Origin of the sequence: Fictibacillus aquaticus (assembly GCF_002245695.1) — a bacterium.
GTDB classification, from domain to species: domain Bacteria; phylum Bacillota; class Bacilli; order Bacillales; family Fictibacillaceae; genus Fictibacillus; species Fictibacillus aquaticus.
The window spans coordinates 86,189-112,213 of sequence record NZ_NOII01000003.1 but is presented as its reverse complement, the minus strand read 5'-3'; the positions used below and the strand labels follow the sequence as shown (position 1 = coordinate 112,213).

Below are 26,025 nucleotides of genomic sequence, written 5' to 3'. Positions count from 1 at the left end.
AAGGGGTGTGACTTGATGCTAGACCATATCATAAAGCAATTTAAACTGCAGGTACTATCAATGGATGAGGTTGAAGATTCCTTTAGTTCAATTGTCTATAAATGTACCTTGCTTAATGGCGAAAATGTTTTTCTGAAGATCCCCTATACAAAAATGAAATTTCAGCGGGAGTTAGAAGCGTATGAAATCTTAAAAAATACTGTTGCTATTCCTGATTTGCTGGATTATTGGACGGGTGACGAGGAATGTCACGGTGTTTTTTTATTGTCTGAAATGAAAGGACAGCCTCTAACAATGGATGTTTCACCAAAGGCAGCATTTCAAGTCGGGGTTATTCATGCCTCGATGCATACCGTTCAGCCGCCTGCTTTGATGGAGTTAACCGGCATACAAAATGAATTTGCAAGCTGGTCTGCATTTATTGAACAGCAATTTTACAGCTTTGCACAGGATGTAAAAGATGTTTTGGATGAGGGATTATACACACAAGCACTTGAAAGATACGAGAGAATGAAACAGCAGCTCCCGTCACCAGACGGACCAAGCTTTGTACATATGGATTTTCGTCCAGCCAACATCATAATTAATGACAATGAAGTTTCGGGAATCATAGATTTTGAAAGTGTACGATTTGGTTCAACAGAAGTTGACTTCACGAAATTGCATCGAGATTTTTTAAGCTTCGATCAAACATTGTATGAGGCGTATAAAGAAGGCTATAAAAGTATCAGACCATTAATTGATCTAGAGATTGTATTGCCTTTCTATCAATTTACAGATGCGTTTAATAGTATTGGCTGGTGTAAACGCCGTGGACTTGAAAAAAATGCTGCATTCCTTGAAGAGAATTTAGTTCGTTTAAAAAACTTCCTTAAAAAATCGGAAACGATTTTTTAGAGCAAGAAAAAAAGCTCAGAACTTTTCAAAAGTCTCTGAGCTTTTTGTATGTGATTTTTATAAAGATCGGATGATCCCGCCTTCTACCCTTTGTGCCGCTCCGTTTATAGCGGACGCTTTTTCCGATGCGATGAATACAACTGTGTCTGCCACTTCTTCAACTGTGGCAAATCGCTGGATCAAGGATGTTGGTTCGTTCTTTTTGAAGTAGTTGGCTGTGAATTGCTCCAGCTCCTCGTTTTCTGCTTCTGCAGCACCGACCATGTAGCTTTCCACACCTTCTGTCCAAGTCGGCCCCGGCAGCACGCTGTTCACCGTTACCTTTGTACCCTTTGTAAGCTCCGCTAATCCGCGCGCCAGGCTGATCAGTGACGTCTTTGTCACTGAATACGGGATCATCTGGGGCAGCGGCTTGACCCCAGCTTCACTCGCAATGTTAATGATGCGGCCGGTGTTTCGCTTGAGCATATCTGGCAAGAAAGCACGAGACAAACGCACAGTACTCAGTACGTTAACGTTAAAATAGTTCATCCATTCCTCATCGGTGACATCAACAAAGTCCTTCACTTCAAAGACACCCATATTATTCACGAGCACATCCACGTCGCCATGATCCTTAACCTGGCGGACAAACTCCGCGGTGCCAGACGCATCAGACACATCCGCCGCAATACCGTAAACCTGTCCAAACGCAGAAAGCTCCTGAACCGCTTCATCCACACGGTCCTGAGAGCGTCCGTTCACGATTACCTTTGCGCCTTCCTGTAAAAAAGACTTCGCGATGCCTTTTCCAATACCAGACGTCGATCCTGTTACGACCACTAATTTATTTTCAAGCTGTAAGTTCAAGTGCACTCAACCTTTCTCTAACAAAAGATTCTTTTACGATACGTGAAGCACATGCGCTTTTCAAATATCTTGATTCTAAGTTTGGCTTTTGGGGTACGGTACCATTCACCTCCCAGTGCTGTTATTGCTCTGTTTCAAGTGAATGGTACCGTACCCCCCATCCCTTAGCTGGATCTCCTTCAGCTTCTGCCGCTGCTCCTCCGGCCACCAGGCTCCGCAGTCGTCGGACACGACACACACAGCACATGCCTCCAAATCATAGACCTTCATTCCGGTGATTGGAGGTGAATACAGATGAAGCGTTACAAGATCGCTTCCTCCTGCCGCCTGCATTTTATGGACACCCTTTTTCGGTGCGTAAAAAATCTTCCCGCTCTCCTGAATCTGGTCAAACAGCTCTGAAGGCAATCCTTTTTCATCCAGCTCATACACAGTATTGATCGATGAGCCAGAAAGCACTTGGATAAAGCCGTGCGATTCTCCGTGATCGTGCGGCGCGCATTCCAGCTGTGACCAGTTCATAACGAGCATCTCTATGTCATCATTTTTATACAGCAGCTTCCGGTAATATGGCTTGCCCTCAGAAGAACCTAAAATGTGCTCAAGATCCTCAACATTAATATTCATGTTTATTAAAGCCATCCTTAGCTCATCTTTTGACGGATTATATAACAAATCAAGAACGTACTTTGCCTTTTCCTCAACCCCCATTTTGTCTCCTCCTTTTCATCGCTTCACCTTAATTACTATGAAATTTCCGGCGTCCATTATGAGGAATTTTTCGTTTTACGATTATGATATGAAGTTCCGAGACAAACTGACTAACAGCGAAATGGAACGAGAGGGTGTGTCTAAAATGGATTTTGAGTTTTTAAAAACGCAAGAATCGCTTACAGCTTTCGAATGGAGTTTGCGGGCAATTATAGCCTTCTTTTTTATGCTTATTGTAACGAAAGCACTCGGGCAGCGCGCGATCTCCCAGCTAAGAACACTCGATTTCGCCATCGCCTTAGTGATCGGAAACATCATTGCCCACCCCCTTTCAGACGAACACCTCGGCATGAAAGGGTCCATGATTTCCACACTGGTTCTCGTATCCCTTTATGTTGGCAGCATTTATGTCATATTGAAATGGCCTGCAGCCAGAAAACTGGTGACACCAAAGCCCATCACTATCGTTCAAAATGGAGAAATACTTGTAAAAGGGTTAAAAAAAGCCCGGATATCTATCGATGTACTGTTAGAAGAACTGCGCGAAGCAAAGGCAGAAGATGTGAAGAAAGTCGCGCTCGCCATATGGGAAGCAGACGGGAAAATCTCTGTTTTCCTAGACCCGCAATACGAGCCGCTCACACCCTCTTCGCTCCAAATCAAAACAGCTTTATTTGAGCTGCCAAAAACAATCATAAAAGAAGGGAAAATAGACAAGAACGAACTGACTCAGACACAAAGAGATGAAGGATGGATCATTTCTCAGCTGGACCGCCTTTATCAGACAGAGGTTAAAAACGTCCTGCTTGGCACTCTCGATTCAAAAGACAAACTTCAGGTGTTTTTATATGAGTAATAAGGTTTAAGTATCTTTTATTGACAAAGAAAATGATTTGCATTATGTTGTATGTACAAACAAATAAAAATTATAGTTTAAAAGTTGTGTGTACATACAACCAAAGGAGATGCTTATTTTAAATGAAAACTCTTGTTATAGTCACTCACCCTACCCTCGAGCAGTCCCGCGTTAACCGCACTTGGATGGAAGAATTGAAAAAGCACGAGGAGATCACTGTTCACGCTCTTTATGAGTCTTATCCTGACGGAAAAATCGACGTCGAGAAGGAGCAAAGCTTGCTGTCGTCGCATGACCGAATCATTCTTCAATTCCCGTTCTACTGGTACAGCACGCCTCCATTGTTGAAGCAATGGCAGGATGAAGTGCTTTCGTACGGCTGGGCATATGGTGAAGGCGGAGATAAGCTTCACGGTAAAGAACTTGGTCTTGCTATCTCAACGTTCGGCCCGAAAGATTCCTACCAGCCTGCTGGCTACAACCATTTCACGATGGAGACATTAACAAGCCCATTGCAGCAAACGAGCAACTTGATCGGCACGAAGTTTATGCCATTGTTCGTATTGAACGGTGTTATGCACGTGTCTGATGAGGAACTGGCAGCAAGCGCAAAAGCATATGTCGATTATGTTCTTCAGCCTTCAGGTGTTAGAGCATAAAACGAAAAAAAGCGCAAAATGATCCTCGCTAAGTGCGGGAGGTTATTTTGCGCTTTATCATTAAGTAATTATTGGCCAAAAATCAAAATCTTATGGCCATATTTTAATTTCTATTGGCTATAACGAAAATTCTATTGGCCATCAAGTACAATTCCTTAAATGGCTATCAAGCTCTGTTTATTAGCCATTAACCTCTAATCTCAGCTGCTCACCAAATGATCCTTCAACTGATCTCGCAAAGCCCTCTTCAAAAACTTTCCGACAGACGTTTTCGGGATCTCTTCCATGAAGATGATGTCATCCGGCAGCCACCACTTAGCGAACTGCGGTTTCAAGAACTCCATCAAGTCCTCTTTGCTCACTTTATCTTGGTAAGCCGGTGCTAGCACGACGCACGCAACCGGGCGCTCCTGCCATTCAGAATGCGGAACGGCGATAACGCTCGCCTCAAACACGGATTCATGCGACATCAGAGCATTCTCCAAATCAACAGATGAAATCCACTCTCCGCCGCTCTTGATCAAGTCCTTTGTCCGGTCCACAAGCTTGATCGTTCCCTCTTCATCTACCGTCGCAACATCGCCGGTATAAAGCCAGCCATCCTTGAACGCCTCAGATGAACGCTCGTCCTTATAATACTCATCGGCGATCCACGGTCCGCGCAGCAGCAGCTCACCCATCTCTACACCGTCCCAAGCTACTTCACCGTTTGCTCCGATCACCCTCATTTCCAGCCCCGGAGCGAGGATGCCCTGTTTCGAGCGGATATCAAGCATATCTTCTACGTCCAGATCTCTTTGATAGCTTTTTAGACGTGAAATCGTGGCTAACGGAGCGGTCTCGGTCATTCCGTATGCGTGCAGGAACGGTATGCCGAATTTCGTTTCAAATGACTTGATCATCCCCCGCGGAGCAGCTGAACCGCCGCAAATCACAGCTCTTAAAGACGACGTATCATACGAACCGCTTTCGAGCTCGTTCAACATCGCCAGCCAGATGGTCGGGACACCTGCCGTCAGTGTAACCTTTTCAGTCTCAATCAGTTCAGCTAAAAGCTTTGGCGTAAATTGAGGACCCGGCAGAACCTGCGTCGATCCAAACCACGTAGCGGTAAAAGGAAGTCCCCAGGCATTTGCATGGAACATCGGCACGACAGGCATACACACATCATATTCGGACAGCGCCGCGGTATCAGCGAGACCGAAGGCAAAGCTGTGCAATACAATACCGCGGTGGGAATAAACGACTCCCTTAGGATTGCCGGTCGTAGCCGACGTATAGCACATCCCAGCCGGCTCGTTTTCGTCCAGATCCTTTACGAATTCAAACTGCGGTTCGCCTTCTGCAAGCAATTTTTCGTATGAGTAAACAGGTTCAAGAGTCGTTTCTGGCAGCTCATCACGGTCTGTCATCACAATAAATGCCTCAACTGTCGGAATTTGATCCCTTACACGCTCAATTAAAGGCAGCAGATCTTCATCAACAAGCAGAACCTTGTCCTCAGCATGATTAATAATGTAAGCAATATGCTCTGCCGACAGACGGATGTTGATCGTATGAAGCACCGCTCCCATGCCCGGAGCTGCAAAATAAACCTCAAGATGGCGGTGATGATTCCAGGCAAACGTTCCTACCCTGTCCCCTCGGCCTACACCTAGTTTCTCAAGTGCGCTTGCAAGCCGGCGCGTACGGCTGCCAATTTCCTTGTACGTTAAACGGTGAATACCTGATAGTGTTCTAGAAACAACCTCTTTCTTTGGAAAGAACCTCTCAGCCCGCTCCAGCATAGAACCGACAGTCAATGAACCATTCATCATGAAACAAATACCCCCTTTTTATATCATTCCAGCACTTCTCCAAGTCAACAGCTCTTGATTACTTACACCCAGCCACTCTTTCAGCACAATGTCCGTATGCTCGCCCTTCTCCGGCGGCGCTGCAGCATCCGCTGCTTCAATCCCGCTATGCATCCTCACCTGTCCGTCGCCAAAAACTGTACCTTTTTCCATAAAATACGGATGTGAAGCAAGCTCTCCCGCCTCAAGGACAGGCGCCATGCAGCAATCCGTTTTCATGCCAAACTTCGTCCAATGCTGAAGAGTTTGGCTTTTAAAAAGTTCCGTTATTGCTTCGCCAGCAGAAGAGTCTGTGCTCGAATATTGTAATGAAATCCAGTCCGGCCGCCGAACTGCTTCACAAAAGCTGCGCCAAAACTTTGGCTCCAGTGCTCCGAGACTGACGAACCGATTGTCACTCGTCTCATACAAGGCGTAACAAACAACACTTCCGTTCAGCACTTCAATCCCTCGGTCTGTACCATGTTTCTTTGCCGCCATCACATGATTGACCATAAACGCAGCTACCGCTTCGGTTATAGAAATAGAATGATAGCTGCCCCGGCCGGTCAGACCGCGGGACACCAGCCCTGCAAGAATCCGCTCAGTTGCCGCCATTCCACCAATAAAATCAGCAAAGGTACTTGATGGATGAACCGGCCGGCCATGCTCGTCCTTCATTTGCGCGAGCGCCCCGCTGAGCGCCATATAGTTGATGTCATGGCTTCCAAGGCTGCTCATCATGCTATCCTGTCCATAGCCAGAAATCGAACAATACACAAGCTTTGGATTCACCTCAGCAGCTTCATCAAATCCGAGGCCAAGCTTCGCTAACACTCCAGGCCGAAAGCTTTCGATCAGCACATCCGCTTTCCGCACGAGGCGAAGCGCAATTTCTCTAGCAGACTCATGTTTCAGGTTCAGCGTGATGCTCTTTTTATCGCGGTTGTTCGCCTGAAAGACGAGCCCACCGCCGGCAAATCTTGCTGGATCGCCGGCCGGCGGCTCAACCTTTATAACCTCTGCTCCCAACTCCGCCAGCCGGAGTGTGGCGAAGGGACCCGGCAAGTAATGGCTGAAATCGAGCACAGTGACTCCTTCTAGCAATCTAGCCTGCTTCTGCTTTGTTTTTTCCTCCATTATCTACTCAGCCCTTTAATCGAGACGTTCAATAATCGTCGCGTTCGCCATCCCATGGCCCTCGCACATCGTCTGCAGTCCGTACCGTCCGCCCGTGCGCTCAAGCTCGTGCATAAGTGTCACCATGAGACGAGCACCGCTTCCGCCAAGCGGGTGACCGAGCGCGATCGCACCGCCGTTCGGGTTCAATTTCTTCGGATCAGCGCCTGTCTCTTTCAGCCAGGCAAGTGTAACCGACGCAAACGCCTCATTAACTTCAAAAACATCAATGTCATCAAGTGATAGCCCCGATTTATCAAGAGCCTTTTGTGTCGCTGGAATCGGTCCTGTCAGCATGAGTGTCGGATCCGAACCAACGACAACACGTGTATGAACTTTAAAACGCGGCTTCAAACCAAGCTCTTCCGCCTTTTCCCGGCTCATCAGCAGCATTGCAGCCGCTCCATCGCTGATCTGGCTTGCATTACCAGCATGAATCACACCGTCCTCTGTAAAAGCAGGCTTTAGACTGCCGAGAGCTTCCAATGACGTTTCAGCGCGAGGACCAGAATCCTTATCAAACACCGTCCCATCGGCAAGCTGAACCGGAACGATCTCACGCTCAAAATACCCCTCACCCTGCGCACGTAAAGCTCTCTTGTGGCTTTCCAACGAATAGCGATCAAGGTCTTCCCGCGATAGGCCGTATTTTTCCGAAATCCGCTCGGCTGACAATCCTTGATGAATCACTTCATACCGCTCCTTGAGCGCAGGACTGAATCCCGCTCCCTGATAGTTAGATCCCATCGGCACGCGTGACATGCTTTCAACTCCGCCTGCGATAACAACATCCATATCTCCAGCAAGAATTGCCTGGGCCGCAAAATGAACCGCCTGCTGACTCGATCCGCACTGTCGGTCAATCGTCGTGCCCGGCACCTCGATCGGCAGACCGGCGATCAACGCAGCTACTCTTGCAATATCGCCCGCCTGTTCGCCTGACTGCGTGACACATCCAAGAATTACGTCCTCCACTAGCTGAGGATTAATTCCCGCCCGCTCAACCAGCTCCTTCAGCACAACTGCCGCCAGATCATCCGGACGGATATCCTTCAGCGCCCCGTTCCTTCTGCCGACTGCTGTTCTAATGCCATCTACAATTACTGCTTCTCTCATAATTCTCTCCCTCTCTTCTGGCTGCTACAGTCCCAAATTTTTCGCGATAATCACCTTCATTATCTCGTTCGTCCCGGCATAAATGCTCGCGACCGGAATGTCTCGGTACCTTCTCGCAATCTCGTATTCTTCCATATAACCGTAGCCGCCGTGCAGCTGCATGCACTCTGCCGCAATCTTCTTCGCCATGTCGGTTAGCTTCCATTTCGCCATCGATACCTTGGTCACAATATTCTCGCCTGCCATATGGTCGGTAATGAGCGAGTCGAGGAACACCCTGCCCATCTCAATTTCCGTCGCTATCTCAGCCATCTTGAACTGAGTGTTCTGAAACTGACTCACTGGCCGGCCGAACGCTTCCCTGCTTTTCACATAATCGAGCGTCACACGGAACATTTCCTCTGCTGCAGCCTGTGCTGCGATCGCCACCACGAGACGTTCCTGCTGCAGTTTTTCCATCAGGTAGATAAAACCTTTACCTTCCTCACCAAGCAGATTTTCACGTGGAATACGGCAATCCTCAAAAATAAGTTCAGCTGTATCCTGACAGTGCAGTCCGACTTTATCGAGCTTCCGTCCGCGTGAAAACCCTGGCGCGCCTCGTTCCACGACAAACAATGAAACGCCTTTATGCTTCGGCACCGCGTTTAAATCCGTTTTAGCTGCAATAATCACAAGATCAGATTGAATGCCATTCGTGATAAACGTCTTTTGCCCGTTTACAATATAATGATCGCCATCCAGCACCGCCGTCGTCTTAATGTTTGCCAGATCGGATCCTGTTCCTGGCTCTGTCATAGCAATCGCGGTGATGATCTCACCCGTCACGCATTTCGGCAGCCAGTGCTGTTTTTGCTCCTCGGTACCGTACCCCGTTATATAAGGCACGACAATATCGTTGTGCAGACCGACGCCGACAAGCCCTGAGCCGACGCGCTCAAGTTCCTCGTTAATGACTGCAGAAAAGCCCCAGTCCACGCCGCTCCCGCCGTACTTTTCATCCAAATCCGGACAAAGAAACCCTTGCTTCCCCATCTTCGTCCAGAACGAACGCGGAATCATCCTGTCTTCTTCCCACTGATTGTAAAACGGATAAGCCTCTTTCTCTAAAAATTTTCGCAATGATTTGCGAAACATCTCGTGATCGTCAGTTAAAAACGAACGCTTCATTTCTGTCACCTCTTTCTATAGTTGTCAGTTCGCACTTTGTGTGAGCTCATTCATTTTCTGACGCAGCTGATATTTTAAGATCTTTCCGGATGCATTTCGCGGCAGCTGCGGTTCTATGAAAATGCGGCGCGGAACTTTATAGCCTGCAAGCTTTTGACGGCAGAAGCTTTTCAGTTCCTGCTCATCGATCTCAGCACCTTCTCTTAACACAATGATCGCCGTGACCGCTTCACCCCACACTTCATCCGGCAGTCCGATAATTGCAGCATCAAGAATCGCTGGATGCTCATAAAGAACAGCTTCCACCTCGGCCGAATACACATTTTCACCGCCCGAGATGATCATGTCTTTTTTCCGGTCGACAAGCGAGATGTACCCTTCCTCATCAACCGTCGCCAGATCGCCTGTGTACAGCCAGCCGTTTTTAAGAGCTGATTTCGTCTCTTCCGGCTTTTTATAATATTCCTTCATGACCGTTTCACTGCGGAGGATAAATTCCCCGACCACACCCGGTTTCACGTCTTCCCCGTTTTCATGAACAACACGCGCCTCAGTTAGGAATCCAGCTTTGCCGCTTTTGCCGAGATGCTGCTCATGCCCTTCCGGATCTAAGAGAATTCCGCCTGGTCCTGCTTCTGTCAGGCCGCATAGATTGAAAAAGCGGTCAGTTTTAAATGCAGCAATGCTTTTGCGTACAAGTTCAGGCGGCATTGGAGCCGCACCGTAACCGCAGCGCCTGATTGACGACAGATCATAGTCGGTCACGTTTGGAACCTGCAGCATAAAGTTGTACATCGCCGGCACCGCAAAAAGGTGGGTGATTTCATGGTCTTGAATGGCCTGCAACGCTTTTACCGGATGAAAATCACGGTGGATATAATGCCTGCCGCCAAGGATGACACCTGCAATCATGAACAGGTTTAGTTGTGCCGAGTGGAAAAGAGGCGCTAAGTGAAGGAACCGCTCATCCTTTCTCAACTCCATGTTTACGAGCATCGTTAAACTTACTTTAAAGATCCGGTCATGGTCGAACAGCGCGCCTTTTGGACGTCCAGTTGTCCCAGAGGTATAGAGAATCTCCAGGTCATCGTGTTCTGAAATCTCGACATTCGGCTCTTCTTCGTTATGAGAAAGGATGTTGTCATACAGCAAATTTCCTTCTCCTGCCACATCACCGACAACAATTACGCTCGAAACGCCTGTCGTTTCTCTCGCACTGTTGACCGTTTCTTCAAACTCACTGTCGCACAGAACGAGGACCGTATCTGACTGGCTAAAAATATATTGAATTTCATTCGCCGTCAGCCTGAAATTAACCGGCACGACGACCGCACCGATCTTGGCTGCAGCAAAAAAAGAAATCATAAAGTGGTCCGAGTTTTTCATGACAATTGCGACCTTATCGCCTTTTTTGACGCCTAGGCTGATTAGTCCGTGAGCCAGTCGGTTCACAGCTGTGTTTAATTCACCATATGTGTAGGACCGCCCTTCACATTCCACCGCAAACCTTTCCGGAAAATTACGTGCGTTTTGAGTCAGAAAACCGCCGATATGCATTTGCCCATCCCCCTCAACTACATTTTCACTTCACCTCTTATGATTGCAATATTCGTGCCAACACGAAGAAAACCACAATTGCCCCATTGCTCTGCTGAATTGTTCTTTTGTCTGACAGAAAAAGAAAAAAAGTGTCCTCATTTTGGACACTTTCACACACACTTATTGCAGCTGATATTTTCTAATCTTTTCATATAAACCGGACCGGCTGATTCCAAGCATGCGTGCCGCCTTTGCTTTGTTGCCTTTCATCTGATCCAGCGCCTTTTTAATCGCCTCAAGCTCCGCGTTTTCAACAAGAGAAATGGAAAGTGCCATCTTCTTTTCAGGCAATGTGTTCAGCAAATAATCCGGCAGATCCTCGAGCTGGATCTTTCCATGCTCCGCAAACGTCATCCCGCGTTCGAGCACATTTTTCAGTTCGCGCACATTTCCCGGCCAGCTGTAATGAAGCATCGCCTCTTTGGCGTCATCCGCAAGTCCTGTAATGGTCGTGCCGAGCACTTTGTTCAGCTCTTCCATCAGCTTTTGCATCAAGTGCGGAATATCCTCACGGCGATCCCTAAGCGGCGGCACGTTCAGCGAGATCACGTTCAAGCGGTAATACAAATCCTCCCGAAACGTCCCTTCACGCACCATCTCTTCTAAATGGCGGTTCGTCGCCGCAATAATCCTCACATCGACCTGAACTTTCTTCGTTCCTCCAACTCTATAAAACTCGCGCTCCTGCAATACTCTCAGCAGCTTCGCCTGAAGCGATACAGACATATCGCCGATCTCATCGAGAAACAGTGTGCCGCCATTTGCCAGGTCAAACTTTCCGATTTTCCCCTTTTGCCGCGCGCCTGTAAACGCACCTTCCTCATAGCCAAAAAACTCTGATTCTAACAGATCCTCCGGTATAGCGGCGCAATTGACGATCACAAATTTCCCGCTGCTTCTCGCACTGCTGTTGTGGATTGCATGCGCGAAAAGCTCCTTTCCAGTTCCGCTTTCTCCCCTAACAAGCACGGTTGAGCGCCCTTTCGCGGCTTTAGCTGCACTTTTCTTCAGTTTCTCCATATATTCGTTTCTGCTCCATATATGGTTCCATGTGAAACGTGCCGATTCCGCCTGATTGTACTGCTGATGGTAAAAGCTCGCCTTACTTTCGGCACGCTGCAGCCTTTTAAACATCTCGCTCACTTCATTCAGCTGCCGAAACATGACTTTTCCGATCGCGCCGATAACCTTGTCTCCCTCTACGATCGGGATGCGCTGAACGATGTATTTAATGCCGTTCAGCTCCATCATGTCACTGACCTCAGCTGTCTGTGTTTTGTACACCTTTCCAAGCTCAAGCTGCGGCTGCACTTTATGCACAGACTTATGCAGCACCTCGTCCTCCTGCAGGTTAAACAGATCCAGAAAAGGCGGACTTACCATCTTAATCCGCCCATCTTCATCCGCCATGAGGATGCCGTCATACGCATATTCAAGAGCTGTCTCTAATGATTTTTTCAGAGCTTTGACGGTTTGCAGCTCAGACGCCAGTTTCTCAATTTCTGAAGTATCCCGGAAAAGAACGATATAGCCGTTTGTTTTAAAAGAAGAAACGGTAGCGACGGTTTTCACAGATCCAGCCGTGCACGACGCCAAATGATCCTCACCAGAAAACACCGATCTTAACTCTGGAAAAACGGTGTCCGCTGCTTTATGTAGAAGATTTTGTTCTGCCATTCCGGTCATCTCTATTAATTTTGGATTCACAAATACAATCTTTCTATTAAGGTCCGTCAGTAATACACCTAAATTGGAATGCTCTAATATCGTTTCAAGCTGATTTTTCAGTGAGCTGACCGATCCGAGCAGCGACATAACCATATCGGTTTTTGTTAAAATGCCCGCGACCGTCCCATCCTCGTTCGTGACGACCCCGGTCCCGACCTTGCTTGATTTTACGATGTCTTCAATCTGTTGTGGAGGTGTGGTGACTGAGATGGTTTCAGTGTGTCGCTTGATGTATCGCCCGATCGGCTCAGTTAACGCACAGCCATCGGATATCATCCGATACAGACAGCTTCTCGTCAAAACACCCGCAGGCAGCCGTTTTTCATCCATCACCGGAAGCAAGCTCCACTTCTCCCGATACATCAGTTCCAGCGCCTCCTGAAATGTTGTCTCTGCCGTAATCATAAAATCAACTTCCGTCATCATCTCTCTTAAGTCCAGTGCACCCACCCCCTTAGTCTCTTCTTCTATTGTATCAAAGTCTGCTATATTTTTAGAATTTTCCAACATATAAAATAAAACCTGCTCCGGCGTTCGGAAACAGGTCTCTATTGATTGAGATATGAAAAATTCTATATATAAGATTAAGAAACTTTCTGTTCCTCTTTATTATAAAAAGCTGGCTCCAAATTCCGTTCTTTTTTTGAAGGTTTGTGGATGAGCCATACTTTTTTTACTCCTAAGGAATAAACTTGAGCCTTTCGTTTTCCAAGCTTTACGGTCTCGACATTAGATGGGGTTAGACCATACATTGTCCGATTTCCACCCCCGCCAGCCGACTGTAACTCGTCCTTCAGAGAATGTAAAACCATTCCATCCAATTCCCACCCCATCGAAGTTTTTGTAAACTCAGCAAACACTAAAGAATCCTTTGTGTTTTTGTTTTCGGTTAGAAATAAAACGTATGCATACTTATCTTTTGTAAAAACTTCCTGATGAACGATCTCCTGAATACTAAATTTGTTGTATTATATTCTTCTTTTGTGTGTTTATTTAGGCTGCATGCGAATTGCACCATCAAGTCGGATCGTCTCCCCGTTGAGCATCGGATTCTCTACGATGCTCTGTACGAGATGAGCGTATTCTTCTGGAAACCCGAGCCGCGACGGGAACGGAACCATCTTTCCAAGCGATACGCGCGCTTCTTCCGGCAGCATCTCGAACATCGGGGTATGGAAAAGGCCCGGTGCGATCGTCATCACCCTTATGCCAGATCTCGCAAACTCCCGTGCCAGCGGCAATGTCAGGCCGACAACTCCGCCCTTCGACGCGCTGTACGCCGCCTGACCGATCTGTCCTTCAAACGCCGCAACAGATGCTGTATTGATGATTACCCCTCTTTCACCGAACTCGTTCTCCTCGTTACCGACCATATTTTCGGCAGCAAGGCGGCACACATTGAACGTGCCGATCAAATTAACAGAGATAACTTTAGAGAAAAGATCGAGACTATGTGTCCCTTTTTTGCCGAGTACCTTTTCGGCGATGCCGATGCCAGCGCAGTTCGCTACGGTATTTACCGAACCCATCCGGCTCACAGCTTCCCCAATCGCTGCCCTCACTTCTTCTTCACTCGTCACATCCGTTTTCACAAACCCAACAGCAGAGCCAAGCTCATCTATAAGCTTCTGTCCTCGTTCCTCGGAAAGATCAAGAATTACCGCCTGTCCGCCGTTCTCTACAATTCTCCTAACCGTAGCTTCCCCAAGACCAGAAGCTCCACCCGTTACGACTGCCTTACATTCTTGTATGTTCATTAAAATCCCTCCCGCCTTACACTTTTGCAAGTTCTGTGCCAGATTAAAATAGCGGGGTCCGGTACTGCAGTACCGGACCCCGCTATTTTAAATGTGTACATTTTATTTACAGCATCGGTCAAAAATTGAACAGTTTTTTGCTTAGCGGAAAAAACACCAAAATTAAAGCGCTTGCAAAATAAAATATTCTGTTTATAATACTTGTATACAAGTATACTTACTGAACATAAGAAGGTGAATATATGTCCGAACATACAGAATTTCTATATCCTGCAAAATGGCTGTCAAAAGCTTCTTCTGGCAACAGAGTGGCGAGCGAGCTCAGAATGCGTATTATTGCAGGGCTAATTGAAAGCGGTACCATCATTTCGGAAAACAAAATAGCAGCAGATTTTTCTGTTAGCCGTTCACCCGTACGTGAGGCGCTGAAGATTCTCGCTTCCGAAAATATCATCCGCCTCGAACGGATGGGTGCCGTGGTGCTCGGCTTAACAGAGAAAGAAATTCAAGAAATTTATGACGTTCGTTTGCTGATCGAAACCTTTGTGTTTGAACGTCTTGCCAAAATGGATTCAACAAAGCTCGTTCAGGAGCTGAGCAAGATTTTAGAAATGATGAGCATCGCCATTAAATACAAAGACGCGGACGAGTTTTCCTATCAGGATGTCCTCTTCCACGAAACGATCATCCGGTCGATCAACCACTCTTACATCATGATGATCTGGAACAATGCCAAGCCGGTCATGGAGGCGCTCATCCTTTTATCGATGCGTGTGCGGCTTGAAGAACGGTACGAGGACTTTCAGCGGGTTATCGATAATCACCAGCTGTATATCGAGGCTATCAAGACGAAGAATCGCGATCTTATGATTCAGGCGCTGCATCAAAACTTTGATGATGTTCAAGAAAAGGTAGATGATCTGTGGATGTCACAGCAGATGCTATCGAAAGGAGTTCAAAACGATGACTAGCTATATGCTTGGAGTCGATATCGGAACGACGAGTACGAAAGCGATCCTGTTTGACGGCCACGGAACCGTTATTGCAAAGGAAAATGTCGGTTACCCGCTTCATACACCGGATATCTCGACGGCTGAACAAGATCCTGAGCAAATTTTTCAGGCGGTCTTGCTTTCGGTCTCTCAGATCACGAAAAAGCATCGCGAAAAAACGATTGAGTTCGTTTCATTCAGCAGCGCCATGCATAGCGTGATAGCGATGGATGAGAACGACATCCCGCTGACGCCTTGCATCACATGGGCAGATAACCGCAGTGAAGCTTTTGCACATCGTATTAAAAGCGATCTGAACGGTCACGAGATCTATAAGCGGACTGGAACACCGATTCATCCGATGTCGCCGCTCAGCAAAATCACGTGGATCGTGAAGGAACGTCCTGATATTGCGGCCAAAGCGAAAAAGTACATCGGAATTAAAGAATATGTATTCAAAAAGCTTTTCAATCGTTACGCAGTCGATCATTCAATCGCTTCAGCGACTGGCATGATGAATCTTAAAAAACTGGATTGGGACGCGGAAGCACTGCAGGTCGCAGGCATTACACGCGAGCAGCTGTCTGAGCTTGTTCCGACTACAACGATTTTCCGCGGCTGCAACCAGGATCTCGCCACACTGATGAACATTAATCCTGCCACTCCGTTTGTGATTGGTGCCAGTGACGGCGTGCTCTCGAATCTCGGTGTGAACGCGATCAAAAAAGGTGAGATAGCGGTGACGATCGGGACGAGCGGAGCGATCCGGACGATCATCGACAAGCCGCAAACTGACGAAAAAGGACGGATTTTCTGTTATGCGTTAACCGAAAACCACTGGGTGATCGGCGGCCCAGTGAATAACGGTGGAATGGTACTGCGCTGGATTCGGGATGAGTTCGCCTCTTCTGAAATCGAAACAGCAAAACGCCTTGGAATTGATCCATATGAAGTGTTAACGAAAATCGCCGAACGAGTACGGCCAGGGTCAGACGGACTCTTGTTCCACCCATACCTTGCCGGTGAACGTGCTCCATTATGGAACCCAGACGTGCGCGGATCCTTTTTCGGCTTAACGATGGCTCACAAGAAAGAACACATGATCCGTGCAGCTCTTGAAGGGGTCATCTACAACCTGTACACCGTTTTTCTTGCGCTGACCGAGTGTATGGACGGACCTGTTACCCGCATTCAGGCAACAGGAGGGTTCGCGCGATCGGCTGTCTGGCGCCAGATGATGGCCGATATTTTCGAGTCAGAGGTTGTCGTGCCAGAAAGTTATGAAAGCTCGTGTCTCGGCGCATGTATCCTAGGACTTTATGCGACAGGCAAGATCGACTCATTCGATGTTATTTCGGACATGATTGGCAGCACACACAGCCATAAGCCGGAGGAAGATGCGGCAAAAGAATACAGACAGCTAATGCCAATCTTTATCTCTTTATCAAGAGTTTTGAAAGAAGATTATACAAAAATAGCTGACTATCAAAGAAATCTTTTACACACATAAAACTAGTCACAAGGAGGAATTATCATGCCATTATTCATTGTAGCCCTAGGAATCATCGCTTTGCTTGTCCTGATCATGGGCTTGAAATTGAACACGTTTATTTCATTGATCATCGTTTCATTCGGAGTGGCGCTGGCACTCGGCATGCCGTTAGAGAACATTGTTAAAACGATTGAAGCCGGACTTGGAGGAACTCTCGGTCACTTAGCGTTAATCTTCGGACTTGGCGCGATGCTCGGAAAGCTGATCGCTGATTCAGGCGGTGCGCAGCGTATCGCCATGACACTCGTCAATAAATTTGGCGAAAAAAACATTCAATGGGCCGTCGTCGCCGCTTCCTTCATTATTGGTGTCGCGCTGTTCTTTGAAGTAGGTTTAGTACTGCTTATCCCGATCGTATTCGCGATCTCAAGAGAACTAAGAGTTTCCATCCTGTACCTTGGAATTCCGATGGCTGCGGCTCTTTCCGTCACACACGGTTTCTTGCCGCCGCACCCAGGACCGACAGTTATCGCTGGCGAGTACGGCGCTGACATCGGTGAAGTATTGCTTTACGGCTTCATCATTGCCATCCCGACCGTCATTTTAGCAGGCCCAGTATTTACGAAGCTGGCAAAAAAGCTTGTACCCGATTCATTCAACAAACAAGGAAATATCGCTTCATTAGGCGAGCAAAAAACGTTCAAGCTCGAAGACACGCCTGGATTTGGCATCAGTGTATTTACCGCTTTGCTTCCGGTCATTCTTATGTCTATTGCAACAGTCATCAAACTGCTGCAGGAAACAATGGGTGTTGATGATAACAGCATGCTCGCAGCAATCCGTTTCATCGGAGACGCTTCAACTTCTATGCTGCTGTCCCTTCTGTTTGCCGTGTATACGATGGGAATCGCCCGCAAGATTCCAATTCAGCAAGTGATGGACTCTTGTGTAACCGCTATCACACACATCGGCATGATGCTTCTTATCATCGGGGGCGGCGGAGCGTTCAAGCAAGTACTGATCGACGGCGGTGTCGGCGATTATGTAGCTGAGCTTTTCAAAGACACTTCCCTCTCGCCAATTTTACTCGCATGGATCATCGCGGCGATCTTAAGAATCTCTCTTGGCTCAGCGACTGTCGCGGCTCTTACAACAGCCGGTCTTGTTATTCCATTGCTCGGCACAACAGACGTGAATCTCGCGCTCGTCGTGCTCGCAACTGGAGCAGGCAGCTTGATCGCTTCACATGTGAACGATGCTGGCTTCTGGATGTTCAAAGAATACTTCGGACTCAGCATGAAAGAAACATTCGCCACATGGACCTTGCTAGAAACAATCATTTCGGTGTCTGGATTAGGGTTTGTGCTGCTGCTTAGTTTGTTTGTTTAATAGAGTAATTAGAAAAAGCTCAGGGTGACAGCCCTGAGCTTTTTTAGATGTAAACTGTTCTGGATAAGGACCTGCGCCGAAAAGAGGCTTTTTTAAGTTCACCCGCGCCGTTAGAGCAAAAACCTGCGCGGCTTCTCTTCGTACCTGCGCCAAAAATATGACGAAACGCAATTTTAGCGAGTTAAACCCACTTGATTGTTTTAGGCTGCGCCATTCAGCAATCAGCTTGCTCCACTACAAGATGATCCTGCGCTGCTTAGATTGCAGACTGCGCCACAACTCACCTAACTTGAGCCGTTCAGTTCTTCCTGCGCCATTTTATTCTAAATTTGCGCCGTTCAAGTCCTTATATGCGCCACTTCCCCAACAGCCTGCGCCGAACCTGATGCCTACTTCTAATCTATACTTCAATAAAAAGAACACAGAGCAGCCGCCTGTGTTCTTTCCTTTTTACATCATGTTCTCAAATTCGGTAATGGCTTTTTCAAATTTTACTTTTGTATCATCGACGATTTCTTGAAGTTCTTTTGTAATTTTGTTTACTTTTAGAAGTTCTTCATTTACCTTTTCAATATTGTTGTTGATTTCTTTAATCGCTTCGTCTGCATTTCCTGATAGTTTGCGGACTTCCTCAGCGACCACGTTAAACCCTCTGCCATACTCTCCCGCCCGTGCTGCTTCAATGGCAGCGTTTAAGGCTAGTAGATTGGTTTGCGAGGCAACGTTTTTTATGATTTTCGATGTTTTTTCAATTAACTTAATCTGCATTTCTAGTGATTGAACAGCTTCGAGCTTCTCCTGAGAGTTCTCAATTACTAGATTCACCAGTTCAGTTGGCATCGCCTTTAAGCGTTCAATTACTTCTATTGCTATGGTTTCACGTTCCGTAATGTCTGTGGCAATTTTTAAAACAGCTTGCACGTTTCCGTCTTCGTTAAGAATCGGAACATAGGTTGCTTCCAGCCAAAGCGTCTCTCCATGTTTGTTTAGCCGCTCTATTTTCTCCTGAAACTTTTTCCCGTTTCGAAGATTTTTCCACAGTTCTTCATACTCACGGCTGTTCCCAAACTCGGGCGTACAGAACAGCTGGTGGTTCATGCCGATCATTTCGGCAGGACGGTACCCCATCGCGCCGGCGAAATTTTCATTGACCCAGATAACCTCACGATTAAGATTAAACTCGATCATCGCCAGGTTGCTTTCAAGCGCAGATAAAACGGAAATCGGCTCCAAAACTTGTGTGCTCACGTTGTGTGTTAAAGTATTCATTTATGCTCCTTTAGCATTATCATGGATTTATTTTCCTAACATATTTTAATTCTTTATCGGATTAAAATACCCTTTATTTGATATCTATTTTTAAGGCTGTTTTCATAAATTTTGTGGATTTTTTTGGAAATGCAAAAAATAATAAGGAGAAACTTTAAGAGGGTTACCTTCGTCTAATTTGAATAGTAGAACAAGACGATTGGAGTATATAGAATATGAGAAAATTCATCCTGCTTTTATCTTTATCTTTATTTTCCGCTTTTCTTTTTGGCTGCCAATCGGAAGACAGCACTGCTGCGGGAGTGGTTAAAGCTCATGGCGGTGAATTACAGCCACCAAAAGAAATTACAAAGATTATTATTTCTAAGTCAAAAGGAGCCAGTCCAACTATTTTTAAAGAAGATAAAGATATTCAAACATTTCAAAGTGTCATTTCAAGTGCTGTAAAAGAAAACGGTATAGTTAATATGGCTAATCCTGAATTTTATTTCGATGTTATTTACACGGATGACAATAAGCAAAGTTATCATTTGTGGTTAGGTGAAAAAGGACAACAAAGCACCTTGATGAAAACTGATGATACTCATTCGATCTATACTGTGTCAGAAAAAATGACCAATAAGTTAATTGAAATAATTGAATAGTAATAAATACGACTAGTATTGTTGAGTTAAAGCGGCCGCCTTACATAAAGGCAGCCGCTACTAATTATTACGATTACTCTCTCTCCAGCAGTTCACAAAAATGAAACCTTCCTCTATCCACGTTCTCCCCTTTAACAAACTCCACTTGCTTTTTAAAGATCGGTCCGTCAAATGCAAAGGTATGAAACTCGCCATTCTCTCCACAAGGATCGGCGTGTTCTGGCAGTTCCTCTATGAACGCCTCGTCCATCACTCTTCCAAGGAAAGTGTCCGATATGACTTCTGTATCCACGCATGTTGTGATGGTTCTAAACCCTAACGAGAAGAATTCGTGCACCAGCTCATCCGTTTTGCGCCCCCATAACGGGAAGACCGCCTTCATGCCCGCTTGCTGAAGCGATTCCTCACGATATTTTCGCACATCCTCCAGAAAAATATCGCCGAACATGAATGTCTGAATGCCCTCTGCTTTCATTTCTGTCACCTTTTCGCGCATTCGTTCCTGATAGACCTCGTTAATGCACGCCTGCGGTATGTACACCTTTCGCAGCGGAAACCCAAGGCTTTCCGCCTGCTTCTCGAGCAATGATTCTGGCACACCGTGCATGCTGATCCGGTTATACCCTTCCGTTACCGTAGTAAAAAGAGAATCTACTATGTATTTGTCTTCCTGCAGCAATTTATAAAGAGCAAGAGCACTGTCCTTTCCCCCGCTCCAGGAAATGGCGATTCTTTCTTTCATTGCGCTCCCCCGCTTTCATTCATTACGTTTTTATACCACTCATTTTAGCATGTAAAAGAAATCCCAGTAGCAATTGCCGGTGCTTTTTGAACAAGTTTAAAGGTTTTAAATCTAATCATGCGAATATATAATTTCAGATACCATAAAGGAGAAGCATATGGACGATAACAAACTAACGATTGCAGAATGGCATAGAAAGCAAGCGGTTGAATGCTTTAACAGCTGCTGGGATTACATTGAAAAGAAAGACAGGACGGCTGAGGACGATATGAAGATGATCCACTTGGCGCACGCCTCAAGGTATCATTGGGGAGAAATCGGCACAGCACTGCAATTCGCTCGCGGCGAGTGGCAGATTTCACGTGTTTATGCGCTGTTAGGAAGATTTGAGAGTGCTTTGTATCATGCAAAAAATAATCTTGAACTCTGCCAAAGCCACAATATTGGCGACTTCGACCTGGCGTTTGCTTATGAAGCCAACGCACGTGCCTATCTCATAGGCAAAGAGGTTAATCTTGCAAATTCATTTTTAAAACTGGCAGAAGACGCGGCTGAAAACATCGCGAAAGATGCGGATAAAGAATACTTTCTTTCTGAGTTAGCGCAGCTAAAAATAAATGCATTTGAGGAAGGGTTTCCAGATGGTATCTATACAGAACCTCAGCCTAGCGATCCTAAATTAAAGGTTAAAGCCATGTACGAGTACTGCGATAAGAAGGGCATTACGCCGGAGGAACTGAGCGAGGAAGAAATGCAGCAATTCTTGAATAAATCTGTTTAGATGAAGCTACCGGAGGGATTTTGTGATTAGAGGTATCAGCTTCAACATACCAAACCAATACGGCAGTCTTCTTGCAGATATATTAAAGCCAATTGATATTACTAAGTTTAATTGGCACAATACAAACGAAGAAGCTCACATAGTAATCAAGCGTCAATTAGATAAAGAACTGTTTCCCGAAACAACAAATATAATGGATGGAAGTGCTCTTCAAAATAGAATAACAAACAATAAGTATTATGTTATATTTGCAGATCTAAAAGCCTTTCCTCAAGGGGTGAGGGTCCATAATATTGATACTTACAAAGAATTTTTAGACAGCGAGTGTCAGCTTGTCCTTTTAATTGTGGATTGTGTTTACACAACCATTTATTGTAAGAATCAAGAAAAGCTAAGATTATTGTATCTAAACGCACAAGACAATCAGTTTGAAGATATTCAGTACATAACCGATGAAAATGATGAAAGAACGAGATTATCTGTATGGTAAACAAAACAGGGAGCCCCAGCTCCCTGTTTGCTTTTACCCATGATAATCCCCAGTTTTCACATTAACACTCACAATATAAAACTCTTCTCCATCCAATTCAGCGTAAACGGTATAGTAGCCCTGCCCATTGTAAACATCACCTTTTTCATACCTGATGGTGTCAATCGAATCCGCATACCCGCTCTCTACCATCTCGTTCTCAAACTGGTCCTTCACACCCGGAGCCCATGCATAAGGATCATCCGCTTGGTTAACTGCTTCTATTTTCACTGCTTCTGCGGCAAAAATTTTCTCCGCACGCTCAGCCACTTCTTTTTTAAACGTTTCTACCGCTTTTTTCTGTTTCTCTGTAATATTAGGATAAGCCAGCACATCATCAGCCTTTGTCAGGTATGTCTCATCCGGCAGGGAATCAGGGATGCTAGGATCATACATCTTCAGCAAATCCGCGACCTTTTGATCAATTTCCTTTATTTCAGCAGTGATGGATTCCAGCTCCTGCTCATATTCGCCTGTTAAGCCCTTCATAATATCATACTGGTCACTAGCGTGAAGCTCACTTAACGTCTTTTGCGCCAGGTCGAATTCCTTGTTGTTCATTTCCTTCATAAACTGATCATACAATTCAAGCGATGCCAGCCATTGCTTCGCCTCTATATTATCTCTGTCTTCCTTCAGTGCCAGGTTAAAATTGCTCTTTGCTTTTTCAAGGTTCGCATCCGCCAGCGCCAGCTTCCCCTGGTCGATTGCCTTCTCTACAATTGAAGAGCTCTCTCCCTGTTCCTTCGTTCCGCTTTCATTGGCTGCACAGCCTGCTGCAAAAACAGCCAGAAGCATCACACAAAACATCATCAACTTTTTCATCATTATGTATTAATACCTCTTTCCACTAATTGCTCTATCCTTATTGTCGACAAAAAAAGCACACCGTTTAGTGTGCTTTCAATCATTACTGTTTTTCAACTGACTTCGTGAATTAAAGAATGTTTTGCAGCCCCATTGCAAATATATAATTACGGAAAGGGAGACGCTTCCCACGATTCCAAGCATCACGGCTATTTGGTACTCGATTGCCACAATGGGTGATGTCCCTGATAAGATTTGTCCGGTCATCATGCCAGGGAGAAAGACAATTCCCATTCCAACCATCGAATTGATCGTAGGCAGCATGGCGGCGTCAAATGCTTGATTAACGATTTTACTTGATGCCATCTTTGGCGTTGCACCCAGCATTAAAGCACCCTCAATTTCAGCCTTTTGCGCCTTCATCCCATTGATTAGATTGCTTACTCCCAAAGAGATCCCTGTCATCGAGTTCCCAATAATCATTCCGGCTATGGGAATAAAATAACGAGGTTCATACCAAGGAGATAACTGCAGTACGACAAAAATGAAAAATAATAAGCTGCAGAATATGCCGATGGTCATTGAAGCAGCAATAATCTTCTTCATTTCGATACCTAATGCTGACTTTGTTCGTTTGTATATGTTGTAGATAGCAAATACCTGCATGATGATAATGGCAAGTAACGTATAGAACGGGTTAGGATTCTCAAAGAGATAAACTAATAAATACCCCACTAAAATCAACTGCAGCGTCATTCGAGTTGTGGCTAACACGATTTCTTTTTCTCTCGGAATCCTTTTCAAACGCACGATGATGATGAGAATGAGTACAAACAGATAAGCAGCGAGAATCTGCCAGAATGCTAGGTCCACTGCATCTTTCATTGCATCGGCTCCTCCTTATTTCAGACTGTAATCCTTCATGTTGATGTCGTTTTCACAGAATTGGTTGGCAATTTTCTTGTCATGTGTGACCATAATCAACGTTTGCCTGTGATGCTTCGTATGATCCACAACATTTTTCATCACGATATCAGCTGTGTCTTCATCTAGAGCAGATGATGGTTCATCCAGTAAAAGTACGTCGGGCTTCATCAGCATTGCTCTTGCCAGAGCCAGCCGCTGCTTTTCACCGCCTGAAAGATTGTCTGCCTTTTCAGCTAAATCTTTTTTCAATAAACAGGTCTGCATCACTTCGTTCATTTCCTGTTCACTAGGCGCCTCTTCTTTAGAAAACGCATAGCCGACAATTAAATTATCTTTAATCGAGCCTTCAAAAATAACGGGAGTTTGTGGCGTCATCATGATTCTGCGCCTTAACTGAATAGGATCCATCTCGAAAATGGATTGCTCTTTATACAGCAATTGTCCGCTGTCCGGGCTTATCAAATGGTTGAGCAGTTTAAGCAGCGTTGATTTCCCGCTCCCGCTAGGTCCCATAATACACGTCGTTGCTGTATCAGGTATGGTCAGCTTCTCAAATCAAACAAATGCTCCCCTCCTAACCTCGCTTGTAGTCTCAACAAGGACAGTATTCCCTTTTTCTTATGCACATAAAAAACCCCCTTCAATCTCTTGAAGAGGGTAAATCAATCTGTTTTTATTTCTACCAAATCTCCTCAGCCCACTCCGGATGGTCGATGAATGGGTTGCGGTTATGCTGGAATTGGTCGTAGATGATGTTGTTGCGGTTGCGTTCCCAGTTATCGACTGGATCCTGCTGGTGCCATTGCAGCAGCACCGACATTTTTCCGTGGTAAGGAGCGGTTCCGTTATTCACGTTATTGTTCAGCTCAAGCTGCGGCTCGCCGCTGTCTCCTTCATAGCGGACAGCCATGTAGAACAGCATGCGCGCCACATCGCCCTTTACGGCGTTTCTCGGTTCCCAGGAATCACTGTCATAATAGTTGCCAAGCGCCTCTGAGTGCTGTGTTCCGCCGTTATCAAAATCAAGGTTTCCGCGGGAGCTGTTAACACTCACATCTGTCGGACGAAGGTGGTGGATATCCGTACCTGGTCCCATCGCCGTCCCAAAATCACCATGAGACTTAGCCCAAACGTGCTCGCGGTTCCAGTCGTTCACGTTGCTTCCGTTTGCTGTTTTACTTTGCGAACGGCCAGTATACAGAAGGATAACGTTATTGCTGTTATTCGGATCTTGATCAGTTACTCGCAGCGCATTCCACACCGCGTCATAAGATAACTCCGTATGATCGTCGATGATGTTGTGAAGAGCGGTCTTAAGTGCCGCACCTGTTTTCCCTTGTGCAGGATCATAATATGACTCATCGTATGCCGGCGGATCGGTCGGATCAGTAGGAGGATCTGTCGGTGTAGAGCCTGACGCTTTTTCCATCGCCGTCGCATCCTTCACACCAGCATGTGAAAAGTATGCCGTTAAGTAGCCTGTTACTTTAATCGACTGCCCTTTTAAGCTAGGGTTGGTTTTCAATCCAAACTGTGAACGGAAAGAAGAAGGAATCTGAACATAAACCATGTTCGATGTGTTCGTTTCAGACGCACTGTCCGCTAAGGCGAGCGCATAGTCGTTCGGATAATTGCTCGTAACAACGGTCGTCGTGGCAGTTGGCTGTCCCACAACATAGCCTTGTACCGTCTTTAATGAATTGTTCTGATTAGAGATACTCTGAGAAACCGAAAATGGGCTCGTCCACGAACCATCGCCGGCAGCCTGAAGAGTAGGGATAAATGCTAACGTACTGACCACAATTGCCATGACTACCGAGAAAAAAGAAAGGAACTTCTTGTTTCCGTGCCTTTTCATCATAAAACGCCTCCCCTGATTTTTAACCCTTACTGCTTTATTTTCTAAATACTGGTGAAACAGTTTTATTTTACAACTACTTTGTTAACTACATTTTACAGAGTTGTAAATGTATAAAACTAGCGGCAAAGGGAGGATATAAATAGCACGTAAAAACAGTTACATATGCCTAATATTTGCTAAAAATGAATTCTGAATGACTTTTATACTGCAAAAAAACGCAGAGACCGGCAACCGGG

General features: G+C 45.9%; 24 protein-coding genes and 1 pseudogene. 9 read left to right on the top strand and 16 right to left on the bottom strand.

The genetic code is table 11. The features are described 5' to 3' along the window. Positions 1-60 precede the first annotated feature (60 nt). Positions 61-897 (top strand): aminoglycoside phosphotransferase family protein, encoded by an 837-nt coding sequence (locus CGZ90_RS11080; RefSeq protein ID WP_240515415.1) that lies wholly within the window; start codon positions 61-63, stop codon positions 895-897. Between the two features lie 57 nt (positions 898-954). Here CGZ90_RS11080 and CGZ90_RS11075 read toward each other — a convergent pair whose 3' ends face one another. Continuing rightward, positions 955-1,746, bottom strand: a complete 792-nt coding sequence (locus CGZ90_RS11075; protein ID WP_094252571.1) for an SDR family NAD(P)-dependent oxidoreductase — start codon at positions 1,744-1,746, stop codon at positions 955-957. Between the two features lie 105 nt (positions 1,747-1,851). After that, on the bottom strand, positions 1,852-2,457 hold the full coding sequence (locus tag CGZ90_RS11070) for a cysteine dioxygenase (RefSeq protein ID WP_094252570.1): 606 nt from the start codon (positions 2,455-2,457) through the stop codon (positions 1,852-1,854). A gap of 145 nt (positions 2,458-2,602) precedes the next feature. Here CGZ90_RS11070 and CGZ90_RS11065 point away from each other — a divergent pair, with 145 nt between their 5' ends. Both CGZ90_RS11065 and CGZ90_RS11060 read left to right on the top strand, forming a co-directional pair. Continuing rightward, the gene (locus tag CGZ90_RS11065; RefSeq protein ID WP_094252569.1) at positions 2,603-3,313 is read left to right on the top strand and encodes a DUF421 domain-containing protein; all 711 of its coding nucleotides are present in this window, start codon (positions 2,603-2,605) and stop codon (positions 3,311-3,313) included. 122 nt (positions 3,314-3,435) lie between these two features. Continuing rightward, positions 3,436-3,972: an NAD(P)H-dependent oxidoreductase gene (locus CGZ90_RS11060; protein ID WP_094252568.1), complete on the top strand. Its 537-nt coding sequence runs from the start codon at positions 3,436-3,438 to the stop codon at positions 3,970-3,972. A gap of 200 nt (positions 3,973-4,172) precedes the next feature. Here the strand turns inward: CGZ90_RS11060 and CGZ90_RS11055 are convergent, their stop codons facing one another. The 7 genes from CGZ90_RS11055 to CGZ90_RS11020 form a co-directional block, all read right to left on the bottom strand. Beyond that, positions 4,173-5,789, bottom strand: a complete 1,617-nt coding sequence (locus tag CGZ90_RS11055; RefSeq protein WP_094252567.1) for a long-chain fatty acid--CoA ligase — start codon at positions 5,787-5,789, stop codon at positions 4,173-4,175. 18 nt (positions 5,790-5,807) lie between these two features. Next, the gene (locus CGZ90_RS11050) at positions 5,808-6,947 is read right to left on the bottom strand and encodes a CaiB/BaiF CoA transferase family protein (protein WP_338032242.1); all 1,140 of its coding nucleotides are present in this window, start codon (positions 6,945-6,947) and stop codon (positions 5,808-5,810) included. 15 nt (positions 6,948-6,962) lie between these two features. Then, complete coding sequence (locus CGZ90_RS11045) at positions 6,963-8,102, bottom strand: thiolase family protein (RefSeq protein WP_094252566.1); 1,140 nt, start codon at positions 8,100-8,102, stop codon at positions 6,963-6,965. Positions 8,103-8,126: 24 nt separating this feature from the next. Then, entirely contained in the window at positions 8,127-9,272 is a 1,146-nt protein-coding gene (locus CGZ90_RS11040) for an acyl-CoA dehydrogenase family protein (protein ID WP_094252565.1), read from the bottom strand. Positions 9,273-9,296: 24 nt separating this feature from the next. Next, the gene (locus CGZ90_RS11035) at positions 9,297-10,829 is read right to left on the bottom strand and encodes an acyl-CoA synthetase (protein ID WP_094252564.1); all 1,533 of its coding nucleotides are present in this window, start codon (positions 10,827-10,829) and stop codon (positions 9,297-9,299) included. Between the two features lie 162 nt (positions 10,830-10,991). Continuing rightward, positions 10,992-13,109, bottom strand: a complete 2,118-nt coding sequence (locus tag CGZ90_RS11030; RefSeq protein WP_240515414.1) for a sigma-54-dependent Fis family transcriptional regulator — start codon at positions 13,107-13,109, stop codon at positions 10,992-10,994. Between the two features lie 479 nt (positions 13,110-13,588). Next, positions 13,589-14,356 carry a 3-hydroxyacyl-CoA dehydrogenase gene (locus tag CGZ90_RS11020; protein ID WP_094252562.1) on the bottom strand — a complete coding sequence of 256 codons (768 nt, stop codon included), beginning with the start codon at positions 14,354-14,356 and terminating at the stop codon, positions 13,589-13,591. Positions 14,357-14,598: 242 nt separating this feature from the next. Here CGZ90_RS11020 and CGZ90_RS11015 point away from each other — a divergent pair, with 242 nt between their 5' ends. Genes CGZ90_RS11015 through CGZ90_RS11005 form a run of 3 tightly spaced genes read left to right on the top strand, consistent with a single transcriptional unit; the run spans position 14,599 to position 18,229 of the window. Beyond that, on the top strand, positions 14,599-15,327 hold the full coding sequence (locus CGZ90_RS11015; protein WP_094252561.1) for a GntR family transcriptional regulator: 729 nt from the start codon (positions 14,599-14,601) through the stop codon (positions 15,325-15,327). Beyond that, on the top strand, positions 15,320-16,858 hold the full coding sequence (gene gntK / locus CGZ90_RS11010; RefSeq protein WP_094252560.1) for a gluconokinase: 1,539 nt from the start codon (positions 15,320-15,322) through the stop codon (positions 16,856-16,858). Before CGZ90_RS11015 ends, gntK begins: the two co-directional genes overlap by 8 nt. A gap of 24 nt (positions 16,859-16,882) precedes the next feature. Next, the gene (locus CGZ90_RS11005) at positions 16,883-18,229 is read left to right on the top strand and encodes a GntP family permease (RefSeq protein WP_094252559.1); all 1,347 of its coding nucleotides are present in this window, start codon (positions 16,883-16,885) and stop codon (positions 18,227-18,229) included. A gap of 450 nt (positions 18,230-18,679) precedes the next feature. On the opposite strand, the gene CGZ90_RS21310 is transcribed toward CGZ90_RS11005, so the two are convergent. Together CGZ90_RS21310 and CGZ90_RS21305 are read right to left on the bottom strand one after the other, a co-directional pair. Next, positions 18,680-19,069 (bottom strand): methyl-accepting chemotaxis protein, encoded by a 390-nt coding sequence (locus CGZ90_RS21310; RefSeq protein WP_379675165.1) that lies wholly within the window; start codon positions 19,067-19,069, stop codon positions 18,680-18,682. A gap of 42 nt (positions 19,070-19,111) precedes the next feature. Further along, a pseudogene (locus CGZ90_RS21305) lies at positions 19,112-19,498 on the bottom strand (PAS domain-containing protein); the annotation flags it as partial. A 215-nt stretch (positions 19,499-19,713) separates the two neighbouring features. On the opposite strand from CGZ90_RS21305, the gene CGZ90_RS10995 reads away from it, so the two are divergent. Next, the gene (locus CGZ90_RS10995) at positions 19,714-20,142 is read left to right on the top strand and encodes a YhfM domain-containing protein (protein ID WP_094252557.1); all 429 of its coding nucleotides are present in this window, start codon (positions 19,714-19,716) and stop codon (positions 20,140-20,142) included. 73 nt (positions 20,143-20,215) lie between these two features. On the opposite strand, the gene CGZ90_RS10990 is transcribed toward CGZ90_RS10995, so the two are convergent. Then, positions 20,216-20,884 (bottom strand): Dph6-related ATP pyrophosphatase, encoded by a 669-nt coding sequence (locus CGZ90_RS10990; RefSeq protein ID WP_094252556.1) that lies wholly within the window; start codon positions 20,882-20,884, stop codon positions 20,216-20,218. 157 nt (positions 20,885-21,041) lie between these two features. Here CGZ90_RS10990 and CGZ90_RS10985 point away from each other — a divergent pair, with 157 nt between their 5' ends. Both CGZ90_RS10985 and CGZ90_RS10980 read left to right on the top strand, forming a co-directional pair. Beyond that, the gene (locus CGZ90_RS10985) at positions 21,042-21,665 is read left to right on the top strand and encodes a hypothetical protein (protein ID WP_205727408.1); all 624 of its coding nucleotides are present in this window, start codon (positions 21,042-21,044) and stop codon (positions 21,663-21,665) included. Positions 21,666-21,687: 22 nt separating this feature from the next. Further along, positions 21,688-22,155, top strand: coding sequence for a DUF2691 family protein (locus CGZ90_RS10980; protein WP_094252555.1), 468 nt, complete (start codon positions 21,688-21,690; stop codon positions 22,153-22,155). A 33-nt stretch (positions 22,156-22,188) separates the two neighbouring features. On the opposite strand, the gene CGZ90_RS10975 is transcribed toward CGZ90_RS10980, so the two are convergent. The 4 genes from CGZ90_RS10975 to CGZ90_RS10960 form a co-directional block, all read right to left on the bottom strand. Next, positions 22,189-23,022, bottom strand: coding sequence for a cell division site-positioning protein MapZ family protein (locus tag CGZ90_RS10975; protein WP_094252554.1), 834 nt, complete (start codon positions 23,020-23,022; stop codon positions 22,189-22,191). A 75-nt stretch (positions 23,023-23,097) separates the two neighbouring features. Continuing rightward, a complete protein-coding gene (locus tag CGZ90_RS10970; protein WP_094252553.1) occupies positions 23,098-23,886 on the bottom strand; it encodes an ABC transporter permease in 789 nt (262 codons plus the stop codon). A 15-nt stretch (positions 23,887-23,901) separates the two neighbouring features. Then, entirely contained in the window at positions 23,902-24,468 is a 567-nt protein-coding gene (locus CGZ90_RS10965) for an ABC transporter ATP-binding protein (protein ID WP_276206769.1), read from the bottom strand. 139 nt (positions 24,469-24,607) lie between these two features. Next, positions 24,608-25,738: an endonuclease gene (locus CGZ90_RS10960; protein ID WP_379675164.1), complete on the bottom strand. Its 1,131-nt coding sequence runs from the start codon at positions 25,736-25,738 to the stop codon at positions 24,608-24,610. Positions 25,739-26,025: the final 287 nt, after the last annotated feature.

What these genes read in the sequence shown, in the direction of transcription:
- CGZ90_RS11080 (WP_240515415.1), top strand. Translation starts at nt 61, where the DNA reads ATGGATGAGGTTGAAGATTCCTTTAGTTCAATTGTCTATAAATGTACC.
- CGZ90_RS11070 (WP_094252570.1), bottom strand. Translation starts at nt 2,457, where the DNA reads ATGGGGGTTGAGGAAAAGGCAAAGTACGTTCTTGATTTGTTATATAAT.
- CGZ90_RS11065 (WP_094252569.1), top strand. Translation starts at nt 2,603, where the DNA reads ATGGATTTTGAGTTTTTAAAAACGCAAGAATCGCTTACAGCTTTCGAA.
- CGZ90_RS11060 (WP_094252568.1), top strand. Translation starts at nt 3,436, where the DNA reads ATGAAAACTCTTGTTATAGTCACTCACCCTACCCTCGAGCAGTCCCGC.
- CGZ90_RS11055 (WP_094252567.1), bottom strand. Translation starts at nt 5,789, where the DNA reads ATGATGAATGGTTCATTGACTGTCGGTTCTATGCTGGAGCGGGCTGAG.
- CGZ90_RS11050 (WP_338032242.1), bottom strand. Translation starts at nt 6,947, where the DNA reads ATGGAGGAAAAAACAAAGCAGAAGCAGGCTAGATTGCTAGAAGGAGTC.
- CGZ90_RS11045 (WP_094252566.1), bottom strand. Translation starts at nt 8,102, where the DNA reads ATGAGAGAAGCAGTAATTGTAGATGGCATTAGAACAGCAGTCGGCAGA.
- CGZ90_RS11040 (WP_094252565.1), bottom strand. Translation starts at nt 9,272, where the DNA reads ATGAAGCGTTCGTTTTTAACTGACGATCACGAGATGTTTCGCAAATCA.
- CGZ90_RS11035 (WP_094252564.1), bottom strand. Translation starts at nt 10,829, where the DNA reads ATGCATATCGGCGGTTTTCTGACTCAAAACGCACGTAATTTTCCGGAA.
- CGZ90_RS11030 (WP_240515414.1), bottom strand. Translation starts at nt 13,109, where the DNA reads ATGTTGGAAAATTCTAAAAATATAGCAGACTTTGATACAATAGAAGAA.
- CGZ90_RS11020 (WP_094252562.1), bottom strand. Translation starts at nt 14,356, where the DNA reads ATGAACATACAAGAATGTAAGGCAGTCGTAACGGGTGGAGCTTCTGGT.
- CGZ90_RS11015 (WP_094252561.1), top strand. Translation starts at nt 14,599, where the DNA reads ATGTCCGAACATACAGAATTTCTATATCCTGCAAAATGGCTGTCAAAA.
- gntK (WP_094252560.1), top strand. Translation starts at nt 15,320, where the DNA reads ATGACTAGCTATATGCTTGGAGTCGATATCGGAACGACGAGTACGAAA.
- CGZ90_RS11005 (WP_094252559.1), top strand. Translation starts at nt 16,883, where the DNA reads ATGCCATTATTCATTGTAGCCCTAGGAATCATCGCTTTGCTTGTCCTG.
- CGZ90_RS21310 (WP_379675165.1), bottom strand. Translation starts at nt 19,069, where the DNA reads ATGCCAACTGAACTGGTGAATCTAGTAATTGAGAACTCTCAGGAGAAG.
- CGZ90_RS10995 (WP_094252557.1), top strand. Translation starts at nt 19,714, where the DNA reads ATGAGAAAATTCATCCTGCTTTTATCTTTATCTTTATTTTCCGCTTTT.
- CGZ90_RS10990 (WP_094252556.1), bottom strand. Translation starts at nt 20,884, where the DNA reads ATGAAAGAAAGAATCGCCATTTCCTGGAGCGGGGGAAAGGACAGTGCT.
- CGZ90_RS10985 (WP_205727408.1), top strand. Translation starts at nt 21,042, where the DNA reads ATGGACGATAACAAACTAACGATTGCAGAATGGCATAGAAAGCAAGCG.
- CGZ90_RS10975 (WP_094252554.1), bottom strand. Translation starts at nt 23,022, where the DNA reads ATGATGAAAAAGTTGATGATGTTTTGTGTGATGCTTCTGGCTGTTTTT.
- CGZ90_RS10970 (WP_094252553.1), bottom strand. Translation starts at nt 23,886, where the DNA reads ATGAAAGATGCAGTGGACCTAGCATTCTGGCAGATTCTCGCTGCTTAT.
- CGZ90_RS10960 (WP_379675164.1), bottom strand. Translation starts at nt 25,738, where the DNA reads ATGGCAATTGTGGTCAGTACGTTAGCATTTATCCCTACTCTTCAGGCT.